At 71.8% G+C, this 22,811-nt stretch carries 19 protein-coding genes; 11 read left to right on the forward strand and 8 right to left on the reverse strand.

The window, feature by feature from the left end; translation table 11 throughout:
* Positions 1-34 precede the first annotated feature (34 nt).
* The 6 genes from ACIA6A_RS25385 to ACIA6A_RS25410 all read left to right on the forward strand — a co-directional run bounded on the left by ACIA6A_RS25385 (position 35) and on the right by ACIA6A_RS25410 (position 5,113).
* A complete protein-coding gene (locus ACIA6A_RS25385) occupies positions 35-193 on the forward strand; it encodes a hypothetical protein (protein WP_396100336.1) in 159 nt (52 codons plus the stop codon).
* A 49-nt stretch (positions 194-242) separates the two neighbouring features.
* Entirely contained in the window at positions 243-1,022 is a 780-nt protein-coding gene (locus ACIA6A_RS25390; RefSeq protein ID WP_396100337.1) for an exodeoxyribonuclease III, read from the forward strand.
* 44 nt (positions 1,023-1,066) lie between these two features.
* A complete protein-coding gene (locus ACIA6A_RS25395) occupies positions 1,067-2,683 on the forward strand; it encodes a PP2C family protein-serine/threonine phosphatase (RefSeq protein ID WP_396100338.1) in 1,617 nt (538 codons plus the stop codon).
* Complete coding sequence (locus ACIA6A_RS25400) at positions 2,683-3,726, forward strand: cobalamin-dependent protein (protein ID WP_396100339.1); 1,044 nt, start codon at positions 2,683-2,685, stop codon at positions 3,724-3,726. The genes ACIA6A_RS25395 and ACIA6A_RS25400 overlap by 1 nt, the downstream gene beginning before the upstream one ends.
* A 53-nt stretch (positions 3,727-3,779) precedes the next feature.
* The gene (locus ACIA6A_RS25405) at positions 3,780-4,694 is read left to right on the forward strand and encodes an alpha/beta hydrolase family protein (RefSeq protein ID WP_396100340.1); all 915 of its coding nucleotides are present in this window, start codon (positions 3,780-3,782) and stop codon (positions 4,692-4,694) included.
* Between the two features lie 194 nt (positions 4,695-4,888).
* Positions 4,889-5,113: a hypothetical protein gene (locus tag ACIA6A_RS25410; protein ID WP_396100341.1), complete on the forward strand. Its 225-nt coding sequence runs from the start codon at positions 4,889-4,891 to the stop codon at positions 5,111-5,113.
* Positions 5,114-5,223: 110 nt separating this feature from the next.
* Here ACIA6A_RS25410 and ACIA6A_RS25415 read toward each other — a convergent pair whose 3' ends face one another.
* The 5 genes from ACIA6A_RS25415 to ACIA6A_RS25435 form a co-directional block, all read right to left on the reverse strand.
* The gene (locus ACIA6A_RS25415; RefSeq protein WP_396100342.1) at positions 5,224-5,988 is read right to left on the reverse strand and encodes a LamG-like jellyroll fold domain-containing protein; all 765 of its coding nucleotides are present in this window, start codon (positions 5,986-5,988) and stop codon (positions 5,224-5,226) included.
* Between the two features lie 78 nt (positions 5,989-6,066).
* On the reverse strand, positions 6,067-6,447 hold the full coding sequence (locus tag ACIA6A_RS25420) for a DUF6401 family natural product biosynthesis protein (protein WP_396100343.1): 381 nt from the start codon (positions 6,445-6,447) through the stop codon (positions 6,067-6,069).
* Positions 6,448-6,558: 111 nt separating this feature from the next.
* A complete protein-coding gene (locus ACIA6A_RS25425; protein ID WP_396100344.1) occupies positions 6,559-8,928 on the reverse strand; it encodes a putative bifunctional diguanylate cyclase/phosphodiesterase in 2,370 nt (789 codons plus the stop codon).
* Positions 8,929-8,984: 56 nt separating this feature from the next.
* Complete coding sequence (gene hrpA, locus ACIA6A_RS25430) at positions 8,985-12,908, reverse strand: ATP-dependent RNA helicase HrpA (protein WP_396100345.1); 3,924 nt, start codon at positions 12,906-12,908, stop codon at positions 8,985-8,987.
* Between the two features lie 57 nt (positions 12,909-12,965).
* Positions 12,966-13,739, reverse strand: coding sequence for an aldo/keto reductase (locus ACIA6A_RS25435; RefSeq protein WP_396100346.1), 774 nt, complete (start codon positions 13,737-13,739; stop codon positions 12,966-12,968).
* A gap of 101 nt (positions 13,740-13,840) precedes the next feature.
* On the opposite strand from ACIA6A_RS25435, the gene ACIA6A_RS25440 reads away from it, so the two are divergent.
* The gene (locus tag ACIA6A_RS25440; protein ID WP_396100347.1) at positions 13,841-14,221 is read left to right on the forward strand and encodes a response regulator; all 381 of its coding nucleotides are present in this window, start codon (positions 13,841-13,843) and stop codon (positions 14,219-14,221) included.
* Here the strand turns inward: ACIA6A_RS25440 and ACIA6A_RS25445 are convergent.
* Both ACIA6A_RS25445 and gsmA read right to left on the reverse strand, forming a co-directional pair.
* Positions 14,154-16,433, reverse strand: a complete 2,280-nt coding sequence (locus ACIA6A_RS25445) for an ATP-binding protein (protein ID WP_396100348.1) — start codon at positions 16,431-16,433, stop codon at positions 14,154-14,156. The two genes, ACIA6A_RS25440 and ACIA6A_RS25445, sit on opposite strands and share 68 nt — an antisense overlap.
* 78 nt (positions 16,434-16,511) lie before the next feature.
* Complete coding sequence (gene gsmA / locus ACIA6A_RS25450; protein ID WP_396100349.1) at positions 16,512-17,657, reverse strand: sporangiospore maturation cell wall hydrolase GsmA; 1,146 nt, start codon at positions 17,655-17,657, stop codon at positions 16,512-16,514.
* A 240-nt stretch (positions 17,658-17,897) separates the two neighbouring features.
* On the opposite strand from gsmA, the gene ACIA6A_RS25455 reads away from it, so the two are divergent.
* The 3 genes from ACIA6A_RS25455 to ACIA6A_RS25465 all read left to right on the forward strand — a co-directional run bounded on the left by ACIA6A_RS25455 (position 17,898) and on the right by ACIA6A_RS25465 (position 20,184).
* On the forward strand, positions 17,898-18,788 hold the full coding sequence (locus ACIA6A_RS25455) for a phosphatase PAP2 family protein (RefSeq protein ID WP_396100350.1): 891 nt from the start codon (positions 17,898-17,900) through the stop codon (positions 18,786-18,788).
* 20 nt (positions 18,789-18,808) lie between these two features.
* The gene (locus ACIA6A_RS25460; protein ID WP_396100351.1) at positions 18,809-19,375 is read left to right on the forward strand and encodes a general stress protein; all 567 of its coding nucleotides are present in this window, start codon (positions 18,809-18,811) and stop codon (positions 19,373-19,375) included.
* 113 nt (positions 19,376-19,488) lie between these two features.
* Positions 19,489-20,184: a VOC family protein gene (locus ACIA6A_RS25465; RefSeq protein WP_396100352.1), complete on the forward strand. Its 696-nt coding sequence runs from the start codon at positions 19,489-19,491 to the stop codon at positions 20,182-20,184.
* A gap of 16 nt (positions 20,185-20,200) precedes the next feature.
* Here the strand turns inward: ACIA6A_RS25465 and ACIA6A_RS25470 are convergent, their stop codons facing one another.
* Positions 20,201-22,021: a LamG-like jellyroll fold domain-containing protein gene (locus tag ACIA6A_RS25470; protein ID WP_396100353.1), complete on the reverse strand. Its 1,821-nt coding sequence runs from the start codon at positions 22,019-22,021 to the stop codon at positions 20,201-20,203.
* A 207-nt stretch (positions 22,022-22,228) separates the two neighbouring features.
* On the opposite strand from ACIA6A_RS25470, the gene ACIA6A_RS25475 reads away from it, so the two are divergent.
* Positions 22,229-22,696 (forward strand): SRPBCC family protein, encoded by a 468-nt coding sequence (locus ACIA6A_RS25475; protein WP_396100354.1) that lies wholly within the window; start codon positions 22,229-22,231, stop codon positions 22,694-22,696.
* Positions 22,697-22,811: the final 115 nt, after the last annotated feature.

A 22,811-nucleotide genomic window follows, 5' to 3' on the forward strand; every position in this document is an offset into this window, starting at 1 on the left:
CAAGAGCGGCCGGACGATCCAAGGAGGCGGCACCATGGCGACATTGATCGGATCCGAGGGCTCGACGATCTGGCTGGTGGCCGTCCTGCTCGTGCTCGCCGCCGGGCTGGCCGCCGCACTGCTCGCGGCCGTGCGCGACGAAGCCGCCGGCCCGGTCCGCGTGCGCGCCGAACGGCGTACCCCGCCGATGTGATCTCGTCCCGCGTTTCTCGCGGGCGGCGGCGATGCGGCAGGCTGTAGGCATGCGCTTCGCCACCTGGAACGTGAATTCGGTCAAGGCCCGGCTCCCGCGGCTGCTGGAGTGGCTGGAGCGGACCGCTCCCGACGTGCTCTGCCTGCAGGAGACCAAGGTCGGCCCGGACGACTTCCCGGCCGCCGAGGTGGCCGCCCTGGGTTACGAGACCGCGGCGTACGGCCAGGGGCGCTGGAACGGCGTCGCCGTGCTCTCCCGGATCGGGCTCGACGACGTGCGGCGCGGCTTCGACGGCGAACCCGGCTTCCCGGAGCCCGAGGCCCGCGCGATCAGCGCCACCTGCGGCGGGATCCGTTTCACCTCGCTCTACGTCCCCAACGGGCGCACCCCCGAGGACCCGCACTACGCGTACAAGCTGCGGTGGTTCGCCGCCCTGCGCGCCGCCGCCGCGGAGCAGAAGGGCCCGGCGGTGCTGACCGGCGACTTCAACGTGGCGCCGACCGACGCCGACGTCTGGGACCCGTCGGTCTTCGTGGGCTCCACCCACGTGACCCCGCCGGAACGCGACGCCCTCGCCGCGCTGCTCGGCCTGGGCCTCACCGACGTCGTGCCGCGGCCCATGAAGGGCGACCACCCGTACACGTACTGGGACTACCGCGCCGGCATGTTCCACCAGAACAAAGGCATGCGGATCGACCTCGTGTACGCCACCCCCGACGTGGCCGCCACGGTCCGTGACGCGGTCGTCGACCGGGAGGCACGCAAGGGCAAGGGACCGTCCGATCACGCCCCGGTCGTGGTGGACACCGACCCGGAAGCGTCGTCCTGATCGAGGCCACCCCGTAGGGTGGGGGGTGACGAGAGGAGGACCGGGTGACCCAGCTACCCCTGCAGACGACGGCGCGGACGACCGGTCCACCGGCTCTCGCGCCCGCACCCGCCCTGTTGCGGGCCGCGCTCGACGCGGCCGGCGAGGCCATTGTCCTGTGCACCGCCGCGGACGACACCGTCGTGCTGGTCAACACCGCGGCCGCGGCCCTGCTCCCCGGGCTCGAGCCGGGCGGGACCGTCGGTGAGTCCGTGCTGACCGGCCTGCGCGCCGAGCGCCGGCACCTGGACGACGACCACTATGCGTGGTATCTACGGGACAACACCGCGGAGCTGCGCACCGCGTTCCTCGCCGAGGCGGGCCGGCGGCTCTCCACCTCGCTCAACCAGCGGCGCAGCCTGCGCACGACGGTGGAGCTGGCGGTCTCGCACCTGGCCGACGCCGCCGTCGTGGTCCTGCCCGTGCGCCGCCGGCAGAGCGCATGGACCCGCCTGGTGTCCGGCGCCGCGGTGGAGGAGGGCACGCTCCGCGAGCGCCTGCTCAGCGACGTGCCCGGTCTCGAGGAGGCCCTCGGTGGTTTCCCGCCGACCCCGAGCCGCTGGCTCGACGCCTCCCAGGTGCCCGCGTGGCTGCTGCCCGGCGACTTCGGCCCGGTCGGCGCGCTGCTGGTCACGCCGCTGCCCGGCAACGCCGAGCCGGCCGGCGCCCTGATCCTCGCCCGCCGCGGCCCCGGTGCGGTGTTCTCCGCCGACGACGAGCTGCTCGCCCGGATCTTCGCGGCCCGGGCCGGCGCCGCGATCTCGGCCGCCGCCATCTACCGCGAGCAGGTCGACACCACCGCGATCCTGCAGGCCGACCTGCTGCCGCCCGAGCTCCCACAGCCCGACGGCATCGAGCTGATCGGCTCCTACCAGGCCGCCCACGACGCGCTGAACATCGGCGGCGACTTCTACGACGTCTACGAGAACACCGGTGACGGCTCCGGCACGATGGTCGTGCTCGGCGACGTCTGTGGCAAGGGCCCCGAGGCCGCCGTGCTCACCGGCAAGATCCGGCAGACGCTGCGGGCACTGAGCCTCGTCGAGGACGACCCGGCCCGGATGCTGTCGGTGCTCAACCAGGCGCTGCTCGGCTCCAGCCGGCAGCACCGCTTCGCCACCCTGGTCCTCGGCGCGATCAGCCGCCACGAGCACGGCCGGGTCCGCATCGACCTGGCCACCGGCGGCCACCCGGTGCCGTTGATCCTGCGTGCCGACGGCACGGTCGACGCCGCACCGGTCAAGGGCACCCTGATCGGGGTGGTCCCGAGCATCAGCGTGCATCCGGCCACCGTCGAGCTGGCACCCGGCGAGATCTGCCTGCTCTACAGCGACGGGCTCACCGAGGCCCGGGGCGGTCCGACCGGGCAGGAGCAGTGGGGCGAGAGTCGCTTGCGCGACGCGCTGTCGAGCTGCCGCGGTATGCCCGGCGACGCCACCGTCGAACGGCTGCGCCAGCTCGTCTCCGACTGGGTGCACGGCGGCGTCCGTGACGACATCGCCATGCTCGCCGTCCGCGCGCCGTCCCGGACCCCGCTCAGCCTGATGGACACCGGCGCGCCGGCGACCTCACCGTTCGCGATCGACGCCCGGCGAGGTGAGCGAAGGAACCGGGGACGCTGATGACGGTCTTCACCACCGCCGGTCCCCCGTCGCTCGACGACCCCGGCCTGGCCGGGCACTACCTGCGCCTGATCGGCGACGGCGACGAGTACGGCGCGGTCGGGATCGTTACGGACCTGCTCGACCAGGGCACCCGCCCCCAGCGGATCATGCTCGAGCTCATCGCCGCGACCCAGGCCCGCGTCGGCGAGCTCTGGGCCGCCAACGAGTGGTCCATCGCCCGCGAACACGCGGCGACGGCCATCAGTGAACGCGCCCTCGCCGCGGTCGCCGCCCGCACCGCGACCCGCCCGACCCGCGGCCGGATCACCGTCGCCTGCGTCGACGGCGAGTGGCACGCCCTGCCGGTGCGCATCCTCGCCGAGATGCTGCGCCTCGACGGCTGGCGCACCGACTACCTCGGCGCCAACGTGCCCGGCCCGCACCTGGTCACCCACCTGCACCAGACCGGCCCCGACGCGGTGGCGCTGAGCTGCATGATCACCACCCGCCTGCCCCGGGCCCACGCGGCCATCACCGCGTGCCGCTCGGTGGGGATCCCGGTCATCGCGGGCGGCCGCGGCTTCGGCGCCGACGGCCGGTATGCCCACCGCCTCGGCGCGGACGCCTGGGCCGCCACCGCCGCCGACGCGGTCACCCGCCTCGCGCGCGACTGGCCCCCACCGTTCAGCGACCCCGGCGACGCCACCTTCCTCGGCGACGACGAGTACACCCACGTCGTCCGCCACCGCGCCGATCTGCTGCGCACGGCCCTGAGCCGGCTGTCCGGCGCCTACCCCGGCGCGGCCGCCTACGACCAGCGCCGGCGCGACGCCACGGCCGAGGACATGGGCCACATCATCGACTTCCTCGCGGCCGCTCTGTACGTCGGCGATCCGTCGGTGTTCACCGACTTCATCACCTGGACCCGGGACGTGCTCACCGCCCGGGGCGTCCCGCCGATCGCTCTCGAGACCGGCCTCGGCCTGATCCGCGACCAGCTGCGCGACTATCCCCGGGCAGCGGCGATGCTGGCCGTCCCCCGTGTGGGCTCCGCCACATGACCCCCGCTTTCCCCTAGGAACCTACTGCCCCGCGGACCGTAGCTTCGGTCGCCATGGAACTCAGCACACCGACAGCGGTCGTCTCGGTCAAACCGGTCGTCCTCCCGGCCCCGGGGCGCGGCGACGACCTCCGGGTCCGCGTCTCGGCGCCGGTCACCGGCCGCGACCTGCCGATCATCCTCTTCTCGCACGGCTACGGCTCATCCCTGGACGGCTACGGCCCGTTGACCGACTTCTGGGCCGCGCACGGCTTCGTCGTCGTCCAGCCCACCCACCTCGACTCGCGGACCGTGGGCCTCGCCCCGGACGACCCGCGGACGCCGCGGCTGTGGCGGCACCGCGTGGAGGATCTGTTGCTCGTCCTCGACCGGCTCGACGTGCTGGCCGCCGCCGTTCCCGGCCTCGTCGACCGTCTCGACCCGGGCCGCATCGCCGCGGCCGGGCACTCCTTCGGCGGGCAGACCGTCGGCAACCTGCTCGGCCTGCGGGTGCTCGACCCGGTGACCGGGGCCGGCGAGGACCTGTCCGACCCGCGGATCACCGCCGGGGTGCTGCTGGCCACCGCGGGCGCCGGCGGGGCCGGCCTCACCGCGTTCGCCGCCGAGAACTTCCCGTTCCTGAACCCGGACTTCACCACGATGACCACGCCGGCCCTCGTCGTCGCCGGGGACCGGGACGACTCACCCCTGACCGTGCGCGGACCGGAGTGGATGGCCGACCCCTATCACCTGAGCCCGGGACCGAAGAGCCTGCTCACCCTGTACGGCGCGGAGCACTCCCTCGGCGGGATCGCCGGTTACGAGGTGCGGGAGACGACCGACGAGCACCCCGCGCGGGTGGCGCTGATCCAACGGGTCACCTGGGCCTACCTGCGCAGTGCCCTGTACCCGGGCGACGACAGCTGGGCGCGGGCCGCCGCCGGGCCGGGCCGCGTCGAAAGCGGGCTGGGCCGCATCGAAAGCCGGTAAACCGGTCGCGCGGTGCCCGGGCACGGGGCTAGCCTCGACGCATGATCTCTTGAGAAGCTTCCGCTGCCGCAATCAACCGGCACCGGGTAGTTCCGGCGGGCGTCGTCCGCCGTCGGTTCGCCGCGTCCGGCGCCCGGGGCTCTTTCCGATTCTCGTTCTGCACGGCACCGCCTTGAATCATGGGAGGCCGTTTCATGCCTGATCTCTCGTTGCACACCGATCCGGACGATCTCGCCGTCCAGGAACTGGCCGCGGCGACGCCCGCGCTGCCGGGCCCGCACGACAGCTGGAAGGACGCGCTGCCGGCGCACCACGGCGCGGACGACCCGCGCCAGGCCGCCCGCGAACGCTCCGGCCGGGCTCACTCGGGCCGGGCGGCCCAGGGCGGCGGGCGCTCCTACGCGTTCCGCCGCAGCTAGAAACAGCCGCAGCTGGAAACAGCCACAGCTGGAAACAGCAGGACGCAGGGCCGGGGACCTTCGCCAAGGTCCCCGGCCCGCTGTCGTCCCGGAGCGCTGCCGAGCGTCGATCAGCCCAGGCGGGCGTACACGTCGTCGATCAGGCCGTGGAACATGTCGCTGGTCGTGTTGAAGTTGGGGCCGCCGATGCGCAGCGGTTTCGCGTTGCCGATGGACAGCGCCGCCGGGATGGTGACGTGGCCGCGGTCCTTCTTGTCGACGTAGACCGTGAGGCGGTCGCCGGAGCGCGCGCAGAGGATGTCGTGCCACTTGCCGTCCGCGACGCCGACCGTGGAGCGCACGATGTAGATGGTCGGGGTGGTCGAGCCCTGACCGATCACCACGCAGTGGGCCTTGCCCTGGTTGGCGCCGACCTGCATCTTCCACAGGCTCTCGGTGTCGACGACGCCCTTCTGCATGACGTTCGAGGAGCCCGCGACCTGCGCTTTCGTCAGGCGGATGCTGGCACCCCAGCGGAACACGCGGGTGCCCGGGTCGAGGTCCGGGTCGTCGGTGCCCTCCAGCAGCGCCCGGGGGCAGCCGGCTTTCGGGACGCACACCGCCGGGAACGCGGCGTACCGGTCGGCGGTCGTGCCGTTGAAGTTGACCCGTCCCCGTTCCGCGGTGCGGACGGTGAGGGCGGAGCCGCGGCCGGACCGGTCGGCCACCTTGCCGTTGACGACGGTGCCCTTGTCGAACGAGTAGCGCGCCACGGTCACCGGCGCGGGAGCGGCGGCGGCGGGAGCGGGGACGGCGGCGGCGGACGCCGGGGTCGGGGCCAGGGTGAGCGCGGTGAACAGCGTGCCCAGCAGAGTCGTGGTAGCGGTGAATCGCATGCAGAGAACGTACTTTTCACCGTTTAGATTGCGTAAAGCCAAAAATCGGTGTTTCGGGTGGGTTAGTCCGTAGACCGGTCAGAGGAGACCGGCCGACTCGGCGATCAGGCACACCGCGACGAGGCGCATCATGTGCCACTCGGCGGCCAGCCAGGCGGTGCCTGAGACGTAGGCGTCGCCGGGCTCCGGGATCGGCCGGTTCATCCGCTTGGCGGCGGCGACGATCGACGTGGCGTAGGCGGCCAGACCCTCGGCGTCCACCTCGCGGCCGGCCTGGTGCAGGGCGTCGCGGACGGCAGCGGCGTGCTGGTCGACCTGGGCGAGCAGACCGGCGTCACCGAGGGCGGCGGCAAGGCCGTCGACGCCCACCCGCGCCATCATCTCGTCCAGCAGCGCGCGGGCCGGGTCGGCGGCGGGAGCGGTGGAAACCGGGGCGAAGGCGAGGAATTCGTTCGTCATGAGAAGGACGCTAGGGCCTGCGGGGGCCGGTTGACAGCGGGGTAACCGAACGGCACCCGACCGCTGCCCACAGCGCACCCCACCGGCCCCGGACAGCCGCTCGGGGGCCTTTCAGCGCGGGACGGACGAACCCCACTCGGCGCTGGAGAGCAGCAGCGCCGCCTCCTCGGCGGGCAACGGCCGGGCGAAGTAGTACCCCTGGGCCCGGTCACAGCCCAGCGACCGCAACAGGGCGACCTGCTCCGGGGTCTCGACGCCCTCGGCGATGGTGCCGAGCTCGAGGCCGGCCGCGAGGTCGATGATCGCCTTGACCATGGTGATGGCGGTGGTGTCCACGCTGCCCGCGACCGAGGAGGGACCCCCCGGCCCCGGCATGAACGATTTGTCGATCTTGATGTGGTCGATCGGCAGGTCCCGCAGGTACGCCAGCGAGGAGTAGCCGGTGCCGAAATCGTCGATCGCGACCTTCACCCCGTGCGCGCGCAACGTCGTCAGATGGCGGATCGCCTGCTCGGTCACCATGCCGGAGTCGACCAGGACGCCCTCGGTGATCTCCAGGATCAACGACGCCGGGGCCAGGCCGGAGTCACGCAACGCGGCGAAGACCTTGGCCGCGAAGTCGGGCTCGCGCAACTGCCGCGGGGACACGTTGACCGAGACGACGGCGGCGTGCCGGCGCCGGTGCCACCCGGCGACGACCTCGCAGGAACGGCGCAGCACCCACTCCCCGATCGGCACGATCAGGCCGCTGTCCTCGGCCGCCGGGATGAACCGGTCGGGCGGGATCATCGCCTCGCCCGCGGGCTGCCAGCGGATCAGCGCCTCGACCCCGGTCATCCGCTCGTCGGCCAGCCGGACCAGCGGCTGGAAATGCACGATCAGCTCGTCGCGTTCGATCGCCCCGCGCAGCCGTTCGACCGTACGTGCCGCTTCGAGTTTCTGATCGCTGAGCGCCCGGTCGAAGAGCGTCATCTGGTCCCGGCCGGCCGCCTTGGCCGCGTGCAGCGCCATGTACGCGTCCCGCAGCACGTCGCCGGTGAGCAGGTCGGGATCCAGCAGCCGCAACCCGATGCTGGCCGTGGCGAACAGCTCGTGACCCTGCACCGGGAACGGATGGCGCATCGCCGACAGGACCCGCTCCCCGGTCCGTCGGCACCCGGCCAGGTCGTGATCCAGCATCAGGACCGCGAACTCGTCGCTGTCCAGGCGGGCCAGCACCCCGCCGGCCGGGACGATGTCGTGCAGCCGGCCGGTCGCCGCCACCAGCAGCTCGTCGCCGACGGCGTGGCCGAACCGGTCGTTGACCTCCTTGAACGCGTCGAGGTCGAGCACCACAAGCGCCCCGGCGCGCTCCCCCGCCAGCGCCGCGGTGAGCCGTTCGTACAGCAGCTCGCGGTTGGGCAGGCCGGTGAGGCTGTCGTGCTGGGCCCGGTGCAGCAGCTCGCCCTGCAGTTCGGCCTGCTTGCTGACGGACTCCTGCAGTGCCACGGCACGCTTGCGGGCGACGAGGTTGAGCTGGCGCATGCGCGACACCACGAGCGCGGCGGTCACCGCCGTGGCCCCGACCGGCACGATGATGTCGCCCGCGGTGACCCGGTCGACCATGGACTCGTGCAGCAGGAAGATCGCTGTCATGATCGGTGTCGCGACCACGGTGACGACGTAGATCCGCGCCGTGCCGACGTTGTCGAGCGCATCGTCGACGGGCCGGTCGGCGGGCGGCGCGGCCATCGAGGGATGCAGCGCGGCGGTGCCGAGAAGCGCGTTGGACAGCATCCAGCACACGACGCTGACCAGCGGTGACCCGCCGCTGTTGAGCGCGGACACGAACAGGGCCGTGTCGGCGGTCAGCAGCGCGGCGGTGGCGAGCGCGATCAGCGCGAAGCTGAGCGAGCCGGCCCCGCCGACCAGCAGCAACCGCAGCCCCAGGGCGAAGATCACCATGTCGAACATCGGGAACGCGACGACATGCAGCTGATCGGGGATCTGGTCCGGATCCAGCACGTACGGGTCCACGAGCAGCGTCCACCACACCACCGCCGCACCGCTGGTGATGATGCCGGTCTCGATGTATCCGGCGAACCGCAGGTCCCGGCGCCCGCGAACCGGCAGCAGCGCCAGCGCGAGCCCGAGCACCGGGTAGGTCGTGTAGTACAGCAGGTCGATCGCCGGGGAGTCGCCGGTCACGCCGGTCGCCTGCAGCACCGGCCACAGCACGTTGCTGAGCACCGTGTAGACGACCGCGACCAGCAGCACGAGCCAGCCGAGCCGGTGCGGCGGGCGGTGTATCCGCAGCCCCACGACGATCGCCACGACCACGGTGGCCGCGGAGGTCAGCATGATCGCGTTGCGCGCGGCACCGGCCGGGACCAGTGCAATGGCGGCCGTCGCGGTGCCGAGCACGATGAGGTGCCACAACCACCACGGGCGGGCGGAGCGCGTACGCTCGCCCGCCTGCTCCGTCGTCCGACCCCTGGCCATCGTTGCCACGGTCGCATGATCGTGGTCGAAGCCGGGGCGGAACGGGACAGAACGTGTCAGGAGGGAAGTTGATCCATGGCTTTGTAGATGCGTTTGTCCGAAACCGGGTAAGCCGTCCCGAGCGCCTGCGCGAAGAAGTTGATCCGCAGCTCCTCGATCATCCAGCGGATCTCCCGCAGGCCCTCGTCCGCCGGGCCGCCCACCGGCAGCTCGGCGCGCAGCTCGCGGTACTCCTGCTCGATCTCGTGCAGCTGGTTCATCAGCTGCCGGTCCCGGGCCAGGTTGCCGGCGAGCCGGTCGAGGCGGTGGGTGACGCCCTTGAGATAGCGGGGCAGCTGGTGCAGCTGGCGCCAGCCGGTCTCGGTGACGAACCCGGGGTGGACCAGGGCCTTCAGCTGGGTACGGATGTCCGCCAGCGCCGGGACCATCGACGGGTCCCGGGTGGTGCCGAGGCGCTGCCCGACCTCGTACGCGGTGGCGAGCACCGCCTGCACCTGGGTGACCACGGCCGCGGTGGCGTCGACCAGGTCGGCGCGGACCTCGTCACGCAGCTTCGCGAACGCCTCCGACGACCAGGCCGGCCCGCCGTTGTCCTGCACGAGACGGTCCAGGGCAGCGCCGGCACAGTCGTCGAGCAGGTCGGCGATCGAGCGGTACGGGTTGCCTCGCGACAGCTCCAGCTTGGCCCGGTTGTCCAGGCGCCCCTGCAGGTAACGGGCGGCCGGGGGCAGCGTGAGCAGCAGCAGGCGCCGGGTGCCGGCCCGCATCGCCTCACGCTGTTCGGCCTCGGTCTCGAAGACCCGCACGGCCACGCTGTCCTGCTCGTCGGCCAGGGCCGGGTAGACCGCGACCTCATAACCGCCGCGGACCTGTTTGACCGAGCGGGCCAGCGTACCGAAATCGTTGGTCCGGATGCCCCGGCGTTCGATGTCGCCGGCGGCGGCGGAGATCGTCTGCTGGACCTTGGGGGCGAGGCTCGCGCGCAGGACGTCCAGGTCACGGCCCTCCCCCACGGTCTCGCCGGTCTCGTTGACCACCCGGAAGTTGATCCGCAGGTGGTCCGGGACCTGGTCGGGGCGCCAGGCGTCGCGCGGCACGACCGTGCCGGTGAGCCGGCGCAGCTCGGCGCCGACCGCGTCGCTGAGGTTGCCGCGCCGGGCCGGGATGCGCGACAGCACCGCGTCGGCCCAGTCCGGGACCGGCACGAAGCTGGTGCGCAGCTGCTTGGGCAGCGCCCGGATCAGCGCGACGATGATCTCCTTGCGCAGGCCCGGCACGTTCCAGCCGAAGTCGTCGCCGTCGAGCTTGTTGAGCAGCGCCAGCGGCACCCGCACGGTGACGCCGTCGGCCTTCGTGCCCGGCTCGAACTGGTAGGTCAGCGGCATCCGGACGCCGCCGGCGAGCCAGGCGTCCGGGTACGCCCCCGGGTCCACCCCGTCGCGGCCGGTGTTGACCAGCAGCTCCCGGGTGAACGTGAGCAGCTGCGGGTTCTCGTGGCGGGCCTTCTTCCACCACGAGTCGAAGTGCCGGGCGGAGACCACCTCGGCGGGGATGCGCTCGTCGTACAGCGCGTACACGGTCTCGTCGTCGACCAGGATGTCGCGGCGGCGGGCCCGGTTCTCGATCTCCTCGATCCGGGCGAGCAGCTTGGCGTTCTCGGCGAAGAACGGGTGGTGGGTCTCCCAGTCGCCCTCGACCAGCGCGTGCCGGATGAACAGCTCCCGCGACGCGACCGGGTCGACCTTCGAGTAACCGACCTTGCGCCTCGCGACGATCGGCAACCCGTAGAGAGTGACCTTCTCGTACGCCATGACGGCGCCCTGCTTCTTCTCCCAGTGCGGTTCGCTGTAGCTGCGTTTCACCAGGTGCGGGGCGAGTTTCTCGGCCCACTCGGGCTCGATGCGGGCGTTGACCCGGCCCCACAGCCGTGACGTCTCGACGAGCTCGGCCGACATCACCCAGCGCGGCTGCTTCTTGAACAGCGCCGAGCCGGGGAAGATCTGGAACTTGGCACCCCGCGCGCCGAGGTACTCGCGTTTGTCGGTGTCCTTGAGCCCGATGTGGCTGAGCAGCCCGGACAGCAGCGCGGTGTGCAGCCGCTGCACGTCGGGCATGCCCTCCTCGTTCTCCACGATCGCGAGATCGAGACCGCGGGCCACCTGCCGCAGCTGCGCGTACAGGTCCTGCCATTCGCGTACGCGCAGGTAGTTGAGGAATTCCGACCGGCACATCCGCCGGAACTGGTTGCCGGAGAGCTCGCGCTGTTGTTTCTTGAGGTAGCGCCAGAGGTTGAGGTAGCTGAAGAAGTCCGATTCCTTGTCCACGAACCGGGCGTGTTTCTCGTCGGCCTGCTGCTGGCGCTCGGCCGGGCGCTCGCGGGGGTCCTGGATGGACAGCGCCGCGGCCAGCACCATGACCTCGGCGACGCACTGCTGCTCGCCGCCCTCGACGACCATCCGGGCCAGCCGCGGGTCGACCGGCAGCGCGGCCAGCTTGCGGCCCATCGGGGTGAGCGCGCGCTGGTCCAGGGCGCCGAGTTCCTCGAGGAGCTTGACGCCGTCGGTGACGTTGCGCTTGTCCGGCGGGTCGATGAACGGGAATTTCGCCAGGTCGCCCAGGCCGAGGTTGGTCATCTGCAGGATGACCGACGCCAGGTTGGTGCGCAGGATCTCCGGCTCGGTGAACTCCGGCCGGCCGAGGAAGTCCTCCTCGGAGAACAGGCGGATGCAGATACCGTCGGAGGTACGACCGCAGCGGCCCTTGCGCTGGTTGGCGCTGGCCTGGGAGACGGCTTCGATGGGCAGCCGCTGCACCTTGAGCCGGCTGGAGTAGCGCGAGATCCGGGCCGTGCCCGGGTCGATCACGTACCGGATGCCCGGCACGGTCAGCGACGTCTCGGCCACGTTGGTGGCGAGCACCACGCGCCGGCCGGTGTGCCGTTCGAAGACCTTGTGCTGCTCGGCCGCGCTCAACCGCCCGTACAGCGGCACGACCTCGGTGTTGCGCAGGTCCTTCTTGTTCAGTGCGTCGGCGGTGTCCCTGATCTCCCGCTCCCCGCTGAGGAACACCAGGATGTCACCGTCGGACTCGCGGCCCAGCTCGTCCACCGCGGCGGCGATGCCGTCGACCAGGTCGACCGGCTCCTCGCGCTCCTGCTCCTCGTTCTCCTCGACGAGCGGGCGGTACCGGACCTCGACCGGATAGGTACGCCCGGAGACCTCGATCACCGGCGCCGGCCGGCCGTCCGCCTCGGCGAAGTGCTCGGCGAAGCGCTGCGTCTCGATCGTCGCCGACGTGATGATCAGCTTGAGGTCGGGCCGCTGCGGCAGGAGCTGGCGCAGGTAACCGAGGATGAAGTCGATGTTGAGGCTGCGCTCGTGCGCCTCGTCGATGATCAGCGTGTCGTAGCGGCGCAGCATCCGGTCGTGCTGGATCTCGGCGAGCAGGATGCCGTCGGTCATCACCTTGACCATGGTCGCGTCGGAGACCTGGTCGGTGAAGCGGACCTTGTAGCCGACGGTCTCGCCGAGGTCGGTGCCGAGCTCCTCGGCGATGCGCTCGGCGACCGTGCGGGCCGCGATCCGGCGGGGCTGGGTGTGCCCGATCTGGCCGTCGATGCCGCGGCCCAGCTCGATGCAGATCTTGGGGATCTGGGTGGTCTTGCCGGAGCCGGTCTCCCCCGCCACGATCACGACCTGGTGGTCGCGGATCGCGGCGAGGATGTCGTCCTTGCGGCCGCTGACCGGCAGGTCCGGCGGGTAGGTCACCACCGGGACCGACGCGATCCTCGTGGCCCGGCGGGCCTCGGCCCGCTCGATCTCACCGGCGATCTCGGCGAGCGCGGCGGCCCGCGCGTCGTCGTCGCGGATCTTGCGGGTGCCCTCGAGGCGGCGCCGCAACCGGCGTTCGTCGCGGACGAGCAGGGCGGAGACACGGCGGCGGAGCTCGGCGAGGTCAGAGCTGAGGGGCGTTACAGACATGGCGAGACAACAATAGGCACCATCGCCCCTCAGTGCCCCATGATTTTCGGCCCGTGATTATTTGCTCAGCGCGTCGATCCGACCCATCTCGTCGTCGGTCAAGGTGAAGCCGTCGATGTCGAAGTTGTTGCGGATCCGCTCCGGCGTGACGCTCTTGGGGATGACCACGATCTCGTGCTGGACGTGCCAGCGCAGCACCACCCGGGCCGCGTCGACGCCGTGCGCCGCGCCGATCGCGGTCAGCACCGGGTCGCCGAGGTCGGTGTTGCGGAAGCCCGAGTAGCCCTCGACGACGATGCCACGCTCGCGGTGCGCCGCCACCAGCTCGGCGTCCCACAGCGTCGGACCCCAGGTGATCTGGTTGACGGCCGGCTTCTGGCCGGTCTCGGCGATCAGTTCGTCGATGAGCGCGAGGTCGTAGTTGCTGACCCCGACGGCGTGCACGCGGCCCTGATCGCGGGCCTCGAGCAGGGCGCGCCACATCGGCACCGACGTGCCGGCCGGCGGTGGCCAGTGGATCAGCCAGAGGTCGACGGCGTCGACGCCGAGCGCCTTGAGGCTCGCGTCGAGGGTGGAGCGCTCGTGGCCGGGCTGGCTCGCCGGCATCTTGGTGGTGATGAAGATCTCGTCGCGCGACACGCCGCTGTCGGCGATCGCGCGGCCGACCTCGGCCTCGTTGCCGTACACGGTGGCGGTGTCGAGGTGCCGGTAACCGGCCCGCAGGGCCTCGCTGACCGCGTCGTACGCGGCGTCACCCTGGATCTGCCAGGTCCCGAAGCCCAGCAGCGGCATGTCTCTCGGCCCGCCCAGGGGCAGGGAAGCAATAGTCATGCACCCATCTAACCCCCGCCGCGGGCAATGAAATGCGGCACGGGCCCGTGACCCGGAGACCACTCGATCTTTATTGGTGCAAAGAGCACCATCTCCCCCGAGTGCCGGAGCCCCCATTGATCGTCGTCGCCGAGGACCACGAGGACATTTTGTTCGTCCTGCGCAGAGCGCTCGAACGGGCCGGACACGAAGTGGTCACCACCACCGACGGCGAGCAGGCCCTCGAGGCCGTTCGCAAGCACCTGCCGGACATCGTCGTGACCGACGTGGACATGCCCAAGATGACCGGGCTCGATCTGTGCCGGGCGATCCGCGCCGACGAGGAGCTCCGGCACATCCCGGTCGTGCTGGCCAGCGGGTCGATGCTGCCCGGCGACGAGCGCGCGGCCGCGGCCGGTGCGAGCGCCACCCTGCTCAAGCCGTTCCTGCCGGCCCAGCTCCTGGCCTGTGTGGCGGCCCTGCTGCCACCCCGGCAGGTCTGACCGGCTCGCCGGGGCGGACCCCGCCGGCGATCTCCTGCACCGCGGCGCGCTCGGCGAGCGCCCGGTCCAGCGCCGCGCGGGCGGGCGCCAGCGGCAGGGTGAAGTGGAAGCGCGTACCCCCGCCGGGGTTGTCCTGCACGCCGATGCTGCCGCCGTGCCGCTCGACGATGCGCCGGCAGATGGCCAGCCCGAGGCCGCTGCCGGCGTAGCCGGCGGCGGACGAGGCCCGGTGGAACGAGTCGAAGATGCTGGGTTTGTCCTCGTCGGGGATGCCGATGCCGCGGTCGGCGACCTCGATCCGGGTCCAGCCCGGCGGCCCGGGCGCGGCCGTCACGTCGATCCGGGCGCCGCGGCCGAACTGCACGTACTTCAGCGCGTTGCCGACGAGGTTGTCGAGCACGTGGCGCAGCATCGCCGGGTCGGCCAGCACCTCGGGCAGCTGGCCCAGGTAGAAGTCCGGCGCCGAGACGTCCGGGCGCAGGTGCTCGGTGCGCTGGGCGATGATGTCGGCGACCAGCCGGGCCAGCGGGACCGTCTCCAGCTTCAGCGGCGCGTCGCGCGAGGTCGTGTACGCGAGCAGCGTGTCGATCAGGGCCGCCATCCGGTCCACCGCGTTGGCGATGCGGTCCAGGGCCGAGCGGGCCTCGAACACCTCCGGGCCCTCGGGGGCGTCGGCCAGCTCGTCGGCGGCGGTCTCGCAGTGCCCGCGGATCACCGCGAGCGGCGCCTTCAGGTCGTGCGCCACCACCCCGGCGAACACTGCCAGGTCGGTCTCGTACCGCCGCAGCTCGGTGATGTCGTGGAACACCGCGACCGCGCCGTGCAGGCCCGCGCTCGGGTCGAGCGGGCGCCCGTCGACGCTGACCAGGATGCCCTCCTTGCGCTTGCCGTTGCGGATGAGGATCTCGACGCCGTCACAGGACTCGCCGCGCAGCGCCCGGATCAGCGGCAGTTCGTCGAGCGGGAACGGGGTACGCCCGTCGGCCCGGTACAGCCCGTAGTGCTCCTGCCAGTCCTGCGGCTCGTCGGCGTCGTCGGCGATGCCGAGCAGCCCCTTGGCGGCCGGGTTGTGCAGCAGGAAGTGCCCGTTCTCGTCGACCACCCCGACGCCGTCGCCGATGCTGGTCATGACCGCCCGCAGCAGGCCGGCCTGGCGGCGGCTCTCCGCCTCGGCGGTCCGCAGCTCGGCGGTGGCGACCAGTACCTGGGAGCGGGCCCGGGACCGGCCGGTGGCCAGGATCCAGACGAGCAGCGCCAGCATGGCGGTGATGACGAAACCGCCCAGCAGGACGGTCGCCGGGGTGCTGGTCCGCGCGCCGGGCAGCCTGCGCGAGTCGGCGCCGGTGACGAGCTGCCACTGCTGGTCCGCGACGTGGATCGTCCCGGTACGGGTCATGTCCCGCCGGCCGGCCGCGTCGTAGGAAGCGACCTTGACCCGCTCGCCGGCGCCGTTCGACGCGTAGAGCTCGCCGTCCAGCTGACCCTGGCCGCCGGTGCCGAGGACCCGGTCGAGGAAGTCGCGGCTGTGCAGGCCGAGCGCCAGCCACCCGGTCGCGCCGGGCATCGCCATCGGCGTGACGAACAGGAACGAGAGCTGCTGCTCGGCCTCGGGGATGCCGCGGTCACGCAGCAGCACGTACGCGTCGGACACCGCCGGGTCCCCGGTGGCCCGGGCGGCCACCAGCGCGGCGGAGGCCTCCGGTGACTCGGCGACGTCGAGCCCGGGATAGCTCGGCCCGCTCGCGTTGAGGCTGCGCTGGAAGATCGAGAAGTAGTGCTCGGCGTGCGTGCCGCGCGGGGCCAGGGTCAGCGCGGGTACGCCCCGTTCGCGCCACAGCCGCTGGGTCGCGGCGAAACCGTCCGGTCCCGCCGCGACGACGAACGCGACCGAGGTCGCGCCCGGCAGCGCGGCGCGGTCCAGCGGGGCGGTGGCCGCGGCGAAGTCGCCCGCGGTGAGCCGGGTGTTGGTGCCGAGCCCGGCGGCGACGGCCAGCATGAGGTCGCGGTAGCGCCCGATCTCGGTCTCGACGGCGGCGCGGGCCACCGCGGTGCGCTGTTCCATGACCCGGTCCGCGGCGGCGCGCTGGTCCTCCTTGAGCGCGCCGACGGTGAGCAGCGTGGCGGTGAGGCCGACGACGAGCACGTTGGCGGCGAGCAGTGGACCGACGAAACGCCCCTGCCACGCGCTGGGCCCGTTGCCACTCTTCACCATCTGCTCCTCACTGAAGGGAGCATAAGACGCAAATCACCCCCGTCGGCCAGGTTCCGCCGACGGGGGTGGTCCGCTACGTCACTTCCAGGTGTCGTACTGGTACAGGTTCCAGGCGGCCATGATGCCGGTGACCTTGGTGTAGTACTTCGGGTCCGTGGCGTAACCGGCCTTCCAGACCTTCCAGATGAACTTGTTCGCGCTCGTCGTGTACGCGAACGCCCCCTCGTACCGCGGGTTGACGCGCAGGAAGTTCCCGTGGTCACGGAACGAGTGCGCCTGGCTGGCGTACGTGCGGAAGACCCCGGTCGTGGTGAAGCACACGCCGGCCTTGGTGCACTCCTCGGTCACGTACGTGTGGCAGCCGTTCGCGAGCTTGCCGAAGCCGCCGTTCTGGCACTTGATGCCGAAATAGTTCCTGTCGACCGCGGACAGGCCGCTGCGGCCCCAGCCCGACTCGAGGATGGCCTGCGCGATCGTCACCGACGGCGGCACGCCGAACTCACGCCAGCCGCGCTGCGCACCCGGCACCGACGCCCGGATGAACTGCTCCGGGGTCAGCGTGACCACCGGCGCCGGCAGCGCGGACCCGGTGCACGCCGGGATCGGGCCGGAATACATGAACCCGTGCGAGATGTACGTGCCGACCGACGTCTTGTCCCACTGGGTCGTGGTGCGCACCGTGCCGGTGACACTCTGCCCGGCGACCGCGCACACCAGGTTGATCGTGCGACCGGTGCCGACGGTGCCCATCACCGGCGCGGATGTCGACGGGCCCGAGCGCAGGTTGACCTTGCCCTCGGTGCTGCGCACCGTGCCGACCACGAACTTCGCGCCGGTCGCCTTCGGGACCGGCTTCGCCTTCGTCGGGACGGCCACCGGGGAGGCCGCGGCACAGACCGGGACGGACCTGGTCGCCGACATGTACGCGTGGGAGACGTACCGGCCGGGGCCGATCCGGTCCCAGGCGCTCGAGGTACGCACCGAGCCGCGTACCTTCTGGCCGTTGACCCGGCAGGTGACCGTGACCCGCTGACCGGCGTGCAGCGAACCGACCGCCTTCGCGGTCAGCGACGGCGTGGCACGCACCTGGAGCGTGCCGGCGACCCTGACGGTCGCGGTGACCCCGGAGGCCGCGCTCGCGGCCTGCGGTGAAGCGACCAACCCGGCGCCGAGCGCGGCGACCAGCAGCGGCCCGGTGAGCAGTCGTCGGGCGGTGAGCGACATGGACATCCCCTCGATCGCGGCCTCGGCATCCGTGCCTCGGCTCGTGTCTCGAAGGTCACGGGGCGGCGTTGCGGGCCAAGAGCGCTCGCAGGTGCAGTCGGGTTGCCACGGCGTCCGGTGGTGCTCGGGAGGCGCCCGGGGCGGGAGCGGTCTATGATCCGCGCGATTCGCAGGCTTGAAACACCACCGGTCTGGGCAAAGCCATCCCGCACCGCAGACCACGCACAGGAGGACCTGCCGATGACGGCCCTGGCCGCCCGCCCCGCCGAGACCACCCGAGCCGGTGGCCGCGGGTTCAGTCACGTGCTCGCGCATTTCCTCATCGCGGTGCTCGCGCTGGCCGCCGTCGCCGGGATCTACTACCTCGCGGTCCGCACCCGCCCCGGGCAGCTGATCGACACCCGCGCCATGAACGGCGCGGATGTCAGCCACCCCCGCGCCGTCGAGATCATGCAACGTGCACTGAACGGCACGACCCTGGTCAGCCTCGTCGGCATCTGCCTGGCCGCCGCCGCCATCGGCTTCGTCCGCAAGCGCGCCGACCTGGCCATCGCCGCGGCACTGCTCGTGCTCGGCTCCAACGCCACCACCCGGCTGCTCAAGACGTACCTGATCCGCCCCGACCTGGACGGCACCACGATGCCGAACTCGTTCCCCAGCGGGCACACCACCGCCGCCGCGTCCGTCGCGTTCGCGCTGATCCTGGTGCTGCCGTTCGCCATCCGCGGCACGGTCGCCCTGCTCGGCGCCGCCTACGTCACCATCATCGCGGTGGCCACGGTCTGGGCCGCGTGGCACCGCCCGAGTGACACCATCGCCGCCCTGTTCGTGGTCCTGGCCTGGAGCGCCCTGGCCACCACGTTCGTGCGCGCCTGGCGGGTCGGCGTCCTCGGTGTCACCGCCCGCCCGAACCGCTTCGTCATGACGATCTTCGCGATCGGTGGCGCCCTCAGCACCGTGGTCGCCCTCGGCGGCCTCGCCGTGATCGCGTTCGTCCCGACTCTGAGCTCGGGCCGCGTGTACTTCGCGGTCGGCATCGCGGCGGTCACCACCATCGTCGCTGGAACCTTCGCGATCTGGGTACGTCTAGCCGCAGGCGACCGGCCCGCACCCGGCCCTCAGCCCGCATGAATCACCCGCAGGAGGAAGCCATGACCACCCCCACCACCCCCGAACCCGCGATGCCCGGCACCACCGGCACGATCCCGCCCGGCCCGGCCGGCGTGCCCGCACCCCCGGCGGCCGCCCCGCAGAGCACCGTGGGCGGCACCGTCCAGGTCGGCGTCTACCCTGACTACGCCCTGGCCCAGCAGGCCGTCGACCACCTCTCGGACAACAAGTTCCCGGTCGAGCGGACCAGCATCATCGGTACGGACCTGCGCCTCGTCGAGAACGTCCTCGGCCGCCTCACCACAGCCCGGGCCGCCGGCGCCGGAGCGGCCAGCGGCGCCTGGTTCGGCCTGTTCATCGGCCTCTTCTTCGGCATCTTCAGCGACTCCAACTGGTACAGCGTGATCTTCCTCGGCCTGCTCATCGGAGCCATCTGGGGAGCGGTCTTCGGAGCCCTCGCCCAGGCCATGACCGGCGGCCGCCGCGACTTCACCTCCCGCAGTTCCCTGCAGGCCGCCCAGTACGCGGTGATCGCCGACGCCGAGGTCGCCGACGAGGCCCGGGTCCTGCTGACCAGCATCAACTGGCGAGCCAGCGGCGCCAGCTGACCGCACCACCCCCGGACGCCGCCTCCCACCGGGGAGGCGGCGTCGGCTGATGTCCGGTCAGACCGGTCCGGAATTCGGTTGGTCGCCCCCGTGGTCGTGTCTACTGTGCGGTGATGGGCTTGCGACTGCTGGCGGTTACGTACGACGCACCTGACCCGGCACCACCGGCCCGGTTCTGGGCCGGGCTGCTCGGCCGGGAGATCGTCGAGGACGCCGATGGGCTGCTCCTGCCGGGGAGCGACACCCAGGCCGGCCTCCGGTTCGTCGCGAGCGACACGGCCAAGGTGGCACGCGACCGGATCCACCTGCACGTGACCAGCGACGGCGCCGCCGGCCAGGACGAGACGGTGGCGACCGCGCTGAGCCTCGGCGGCCGGCACCTGGACGTCGGGCAGCTTCCCGAGGAGGGGCACATCGTGCTGGCCGATCCGGCGGGCAACGAGCTGTGCGTGATCGAACCCGGCAACAGGTATCTCGCCGGGTGCGGTCCGCTCGGGGAGCTCGCCTGCGACGGCACCCGGGCGGTCGGCCTGTTCTGGAGCGCCGCGCTGGGCTGGCCGCTGGTGTGGGACCAGGACGAGGAGACCGCGATCCAGTCCCCGGCCGGCGGCACCAAGGTCGCGTGGGGCGGCCCGCCGGTGGCACCGAGGACGGGGCGCGACCGGCAGCGTCTCGAGCTTGTCGCGGACCGGCAGACGGAGATCGACCGGCTGGTCACGCTCGGCGCCACCCGGCTCGGGACCGGCGGGGACGGCACGATCCTGCTGGCCGACCCCGACGGCAACGAGTTCCGCGTACGGAAATCCTGACAGCGGCAGCACCGCCTCAGAGGGTCACTGCCCTGCCTCCCAGGGTGACCGCCAGGCGGCCGTCGGAGGCGAACGACCAGGCCAGTGCGCCCGTGTAGTTCGCGCAGCGGGAGCCGTTCGTGCCCGACCAGAACTGGTTGGAGCTGTCGGCGTTGCCGATGATCCGGTCGTTCGTCCCGCTGGAGCTGCGGCACGACGTGTTGTTGCGGAACACCGACGTGCCGGCGTCGAACGAGAAATTGCGTTCCGTGTTGTCGATGCTCAGATTGTTGGAGATCGTCATCGAGCCCGGATTGCTGTTGTACGTGAACCCGTGCTTGCCGTTCTTGAACGCGATGCTCCGCCGCACCACGTGGTTGACCGCGATGTCCTCGCCGCCGAGTTTGTAACCGTTACGGTCACCGTTGCCGTTCTGGGTGCCGTTGCTGAGCGTCCCGTTGCTGTAGGCGAGCGAGTCCTCGATGGTCACGACACCGATCGGGCCGGTGTCGGTCTTGGTGTACAGGTCCCAGCCGTCGTCGATGTTGTTGTGCGACACCGCGTACCGGAAGATGTTGCCGCTGCCGACCGTCAGTTTCGCGGCGAACCCGTCCGCGTCCTCGCCGTCGGAATCGGCGTTGTCGTGCGATTCCGCGCTCAGCACCAGATTGTTCGCCGGCCATTGACTGTTCGGGGTGTCGGACGCGATCCGGGACAGCTGCAGCCCGGTGTCGCGGTTGTAGCGGGTGATCGTGCGCTCGAAGATGTTGTTGCTGCCGCCGACGAAGATGCCGTTGTCACCGGCCCGTTCGACGACGATCCCGTAAACGCGCCAGTAGTTGGCGTTCACGGCCAGGCCGCGGTTCGCGGAATCCTCGGTCTGGGCCGAGAAGTTCAATACCGGAACTTCCCCGGGGTACGCGGAGAGCGTCTTGCGTGCGCTCGACGTGCCGTTGTTCCCCGCGGCGATCGTGACCGTCTGGGCGAACGGATAGGTCCCGCCGCGCAGGAAGATCGTGCTGCCCGCCGCGATCCGGGTGATCGCCGAGACCAGTGTCGTCGGGCTGCCCACCGTGCCGGGCGCGCTCGCGCTGCCGCTCGGGGAGACGTACAGGTCACCGGCCGAGGACGGCGGCGTGGTGGGCGGCGGCGTGGTCGGCGCGGGCGTCGTGGGGGCCGGAGTTGTAGGGGCCGGGGTCGTGGGGGCCGGGGTGGTCGGGGTCGGGGTGGTGCCGCCCCCGCCGGTGGCCACGGTGACGTCGTCGAAGCCCGCGGTCGCGTACCCCGTCTGCAGGCCGATCCGGCCACCGGCCACGATCGAGCTGCTCGCGGAACCCACCGCCGCGCCGTCGATCGTGCCGCTGACGGTCGTGCCGCTGACCGTCAGGCCCAGCGTGTACCAGGTGCCGGTCGCGACGGTGCGCGACGACGTGCCGAGCACGGTGACGCTGCCGCTGTTCACCGCCTGCAGCTGCGCCTGGTTGCCGGGCAGCAGCGCCAGCCGGTAGAACGTGGTGGCGCTGTTGGCCCGGGCGAGCAGGCCCACGAAGCCACCCGACCCGAACGACAGCGGTTTGACCCGCGCCGACACGGTGTAGTTGGTCCAGGTGGTGTCGCCGGCGAACTCCCGGGCGTTCTCGCTGCCCACGTTCGTCTGGCGCAGGGTCTGCGAACCGTCGGCGACCACCGACCAGGTGCCGCCCGACTTCGACCAGGCGCTGGTGCCGCCCGACTCGAAGTCGGCGGTGAACACGGTCGCGGCCGCGGCGCCGGCCGCGGTGAGGGCGAGTCCCGCCACCACCGTGGCGACCAGCGCGCCCGCACCGGCGAGCCGGCGGACCCGTACTGAGGATGCCATGGGTAATGTCTCCTTGCCGCATGAGAAATGCGGGGATCGCGCGCGGAGAACAGCTGCGGAATGGCAGCCGGAAATGTCCTGCGACGTGCTCAGCCGCAGCCTGCGGCGCGTCCCCTACCTACCGAGAATCCTCACTCGGCAGATATACAGGAGTCAATGAATTGCACGTGCAGGTTTGTTGCACAGGCCACCGGGAAGCCTGATCCGATGACCCGGTTCAGCGTCTCCGTAGAAGTAGCAGCACCCGCCACCCGGGTCTGGGCCGAACTGGTCGACTGGCCCCGGCACGGCGACTGGGTCCCGCTGACCGTCGTTCGGGTCACCACCGCGAACGCCGGCGGCGTCGGGGCCGGCTTCGTGGCCCGCACCGGCATCGGCCCGCTGGCCTTCGACGACCCGATGACGGTCACCCGCTGGCAACCCCCGGCCGGCAACAGCCCCGGCGACACCCCCGGCCGCTGCGACGTCGAGAAACACGGCCGGCTCATCCACGGCACCGCCTGGTTCGAGGTCACTCCCCTGCCGGGCGGTCACGCCCGCGCGACCTGGCACGAGGACGTCACGGTCACCCCGCACGCCCTCACCCGTCACGCCTCGCCCCTGCTGTCCGCCATCGGCAGGATCGGCTTCGCCCACACCCTGCGAGCCATGGCCCGCGCCGCTGAGCAGGGCTAGGGCGCGTCTGGTGGATCACGGCGGCCTGCGACGAGGCCCAGCTTCCGCCTCGCGGCGCGGTCCGAACACGCAGGTACAACACCGGTACCTCCGTGCCCGGCCCACTTGCGACGCG

This window comes from Actinoplanes sp. NPDC051494 (genome assembly GCF_044454705.1).
In the GTDB taxonomy this organism is placed as follows: domain Bacteria; phylum Actinomycetota; class Actinomycetes; order Mycobacteriales; family Micromonosporaceae; genus Actinoplanes.

Coding starts and splice junctions, on each gene's coding strand:
- ACIA6A_RS25385 (WP_396100336.1), top strand. CDS start 35: ATGGCGACATTGATCGGATCCGAGGGCTCGACGATCTGGCTGGTGGCC.
- ACIA6A_RS25390 (WP_396100337.1), top strand. CDS start 243: ATGCGCTTCGCCACCTGGAACGTGAATTCGGTCAAGGCCCGGCTCCCG.
- ACIA6A_RS25400 (WP_396100339.1), top strand. CDS start 2,683: ATGACGGTCTTCACCACCGCCGGTCCCCCGTCGCTCGACGACCCCGGC.
- ACIA6A_RS25405 (WP_396100340.1), top strand. CDS start 3,780: ATGGAACTCAGCACACCGACAGCGGTCGTCTCGGTCAAACCGGTCGTC.
- ACIA6A_RS25410 (WP_396100341.1), top strand. CDS start 4,889: ATGCCTGATCTCTCGTTGCACACCGATCCGGACGATCTCGCCGTCCAG.
- ACIA6A_RS25415 (WP_396100342.1), bottom strand. CDS start 5,988: ATGCGATTCACCGCTACCACGACTCTGCTGGGCACGCTGTTCACCGCG.
- ACIA6A_RS25420 (WP_396100343.1), bottom strand. CDS start 6,447: ATGACGAACGAATTCCTCGCCTTCGCCCCGGTTTCCACCGCTCCCGCC.
- ACIA6A_RS25425 (WP_396100344.1), bottom strand. CDS start 8,928: ATGGCCAGGGGTCGGACGACGGAGCAGGCGGGCGAGCGTACGCGCTCC.
- hrpA (WP_396100345.1), bottom strand. CDS start 12,908: ATGTCTGTAACGCCCCTCAGCTCTGACCTCGCCGAGCTCCGCCGCCGT.
- ACIA6A_RS25435 (WP_396100346.1), bottom strand. CDS start 13,739: ATGACTATTGCTTCCCTGCCCCTGGGCGGGCCGAGAGACATGCCGCTG.
- ACIA6A_RS25445 (WP_396100348.1), bottom strand. CDS start 16,433: ATGGTGAAGAGTGGCAACGGGCCCAGCGCGTGGCAGGGGCGTTTCGTC.
- gsmA (WP_396100349.1), bottom strand. CDS start 17,657: ATGTCGCTCACCGCCCGACGACTGCTCACCGGGCCGCTGCTGGTCGCC.
- ACIA6A_RS25455 (WP_396100350.1), top strand. CDS start 17,898: ATGACGGCCCTGGCCGCCCGCCCCGCCGAGACCACCCGAGCCGGTGGC.
- ACIA6A_RS25460 (WP_396100351.1), top strand. CDS start 18,809: ATGACCACCCCCACCACCCCCGAACCCGCGATGCCCGGCACCACCGGC.
- ACIA6A_RS25465 (WP_396100352.1), top strand. CDS start 19,489: ATGGGCTTGCGACTGCTGGCGGTTACGTACGACGCACCTGACCCGGCA.
- ACIA6A_RS25470 (WP_396100353.1), bottom strand. CDS start 22,021: ATGGCATCCTCAGTACGGGTCCGCCGGCTCGCCGGTGCGGGCGCGCTG.
- ACIA6A_RS25475 (WP_396100354.1), top strand. CDS start 22,229: ATGACCCGGTTCAGCGTCTCCGTAGAAGTAGCAGCACCCGCCACCCGG.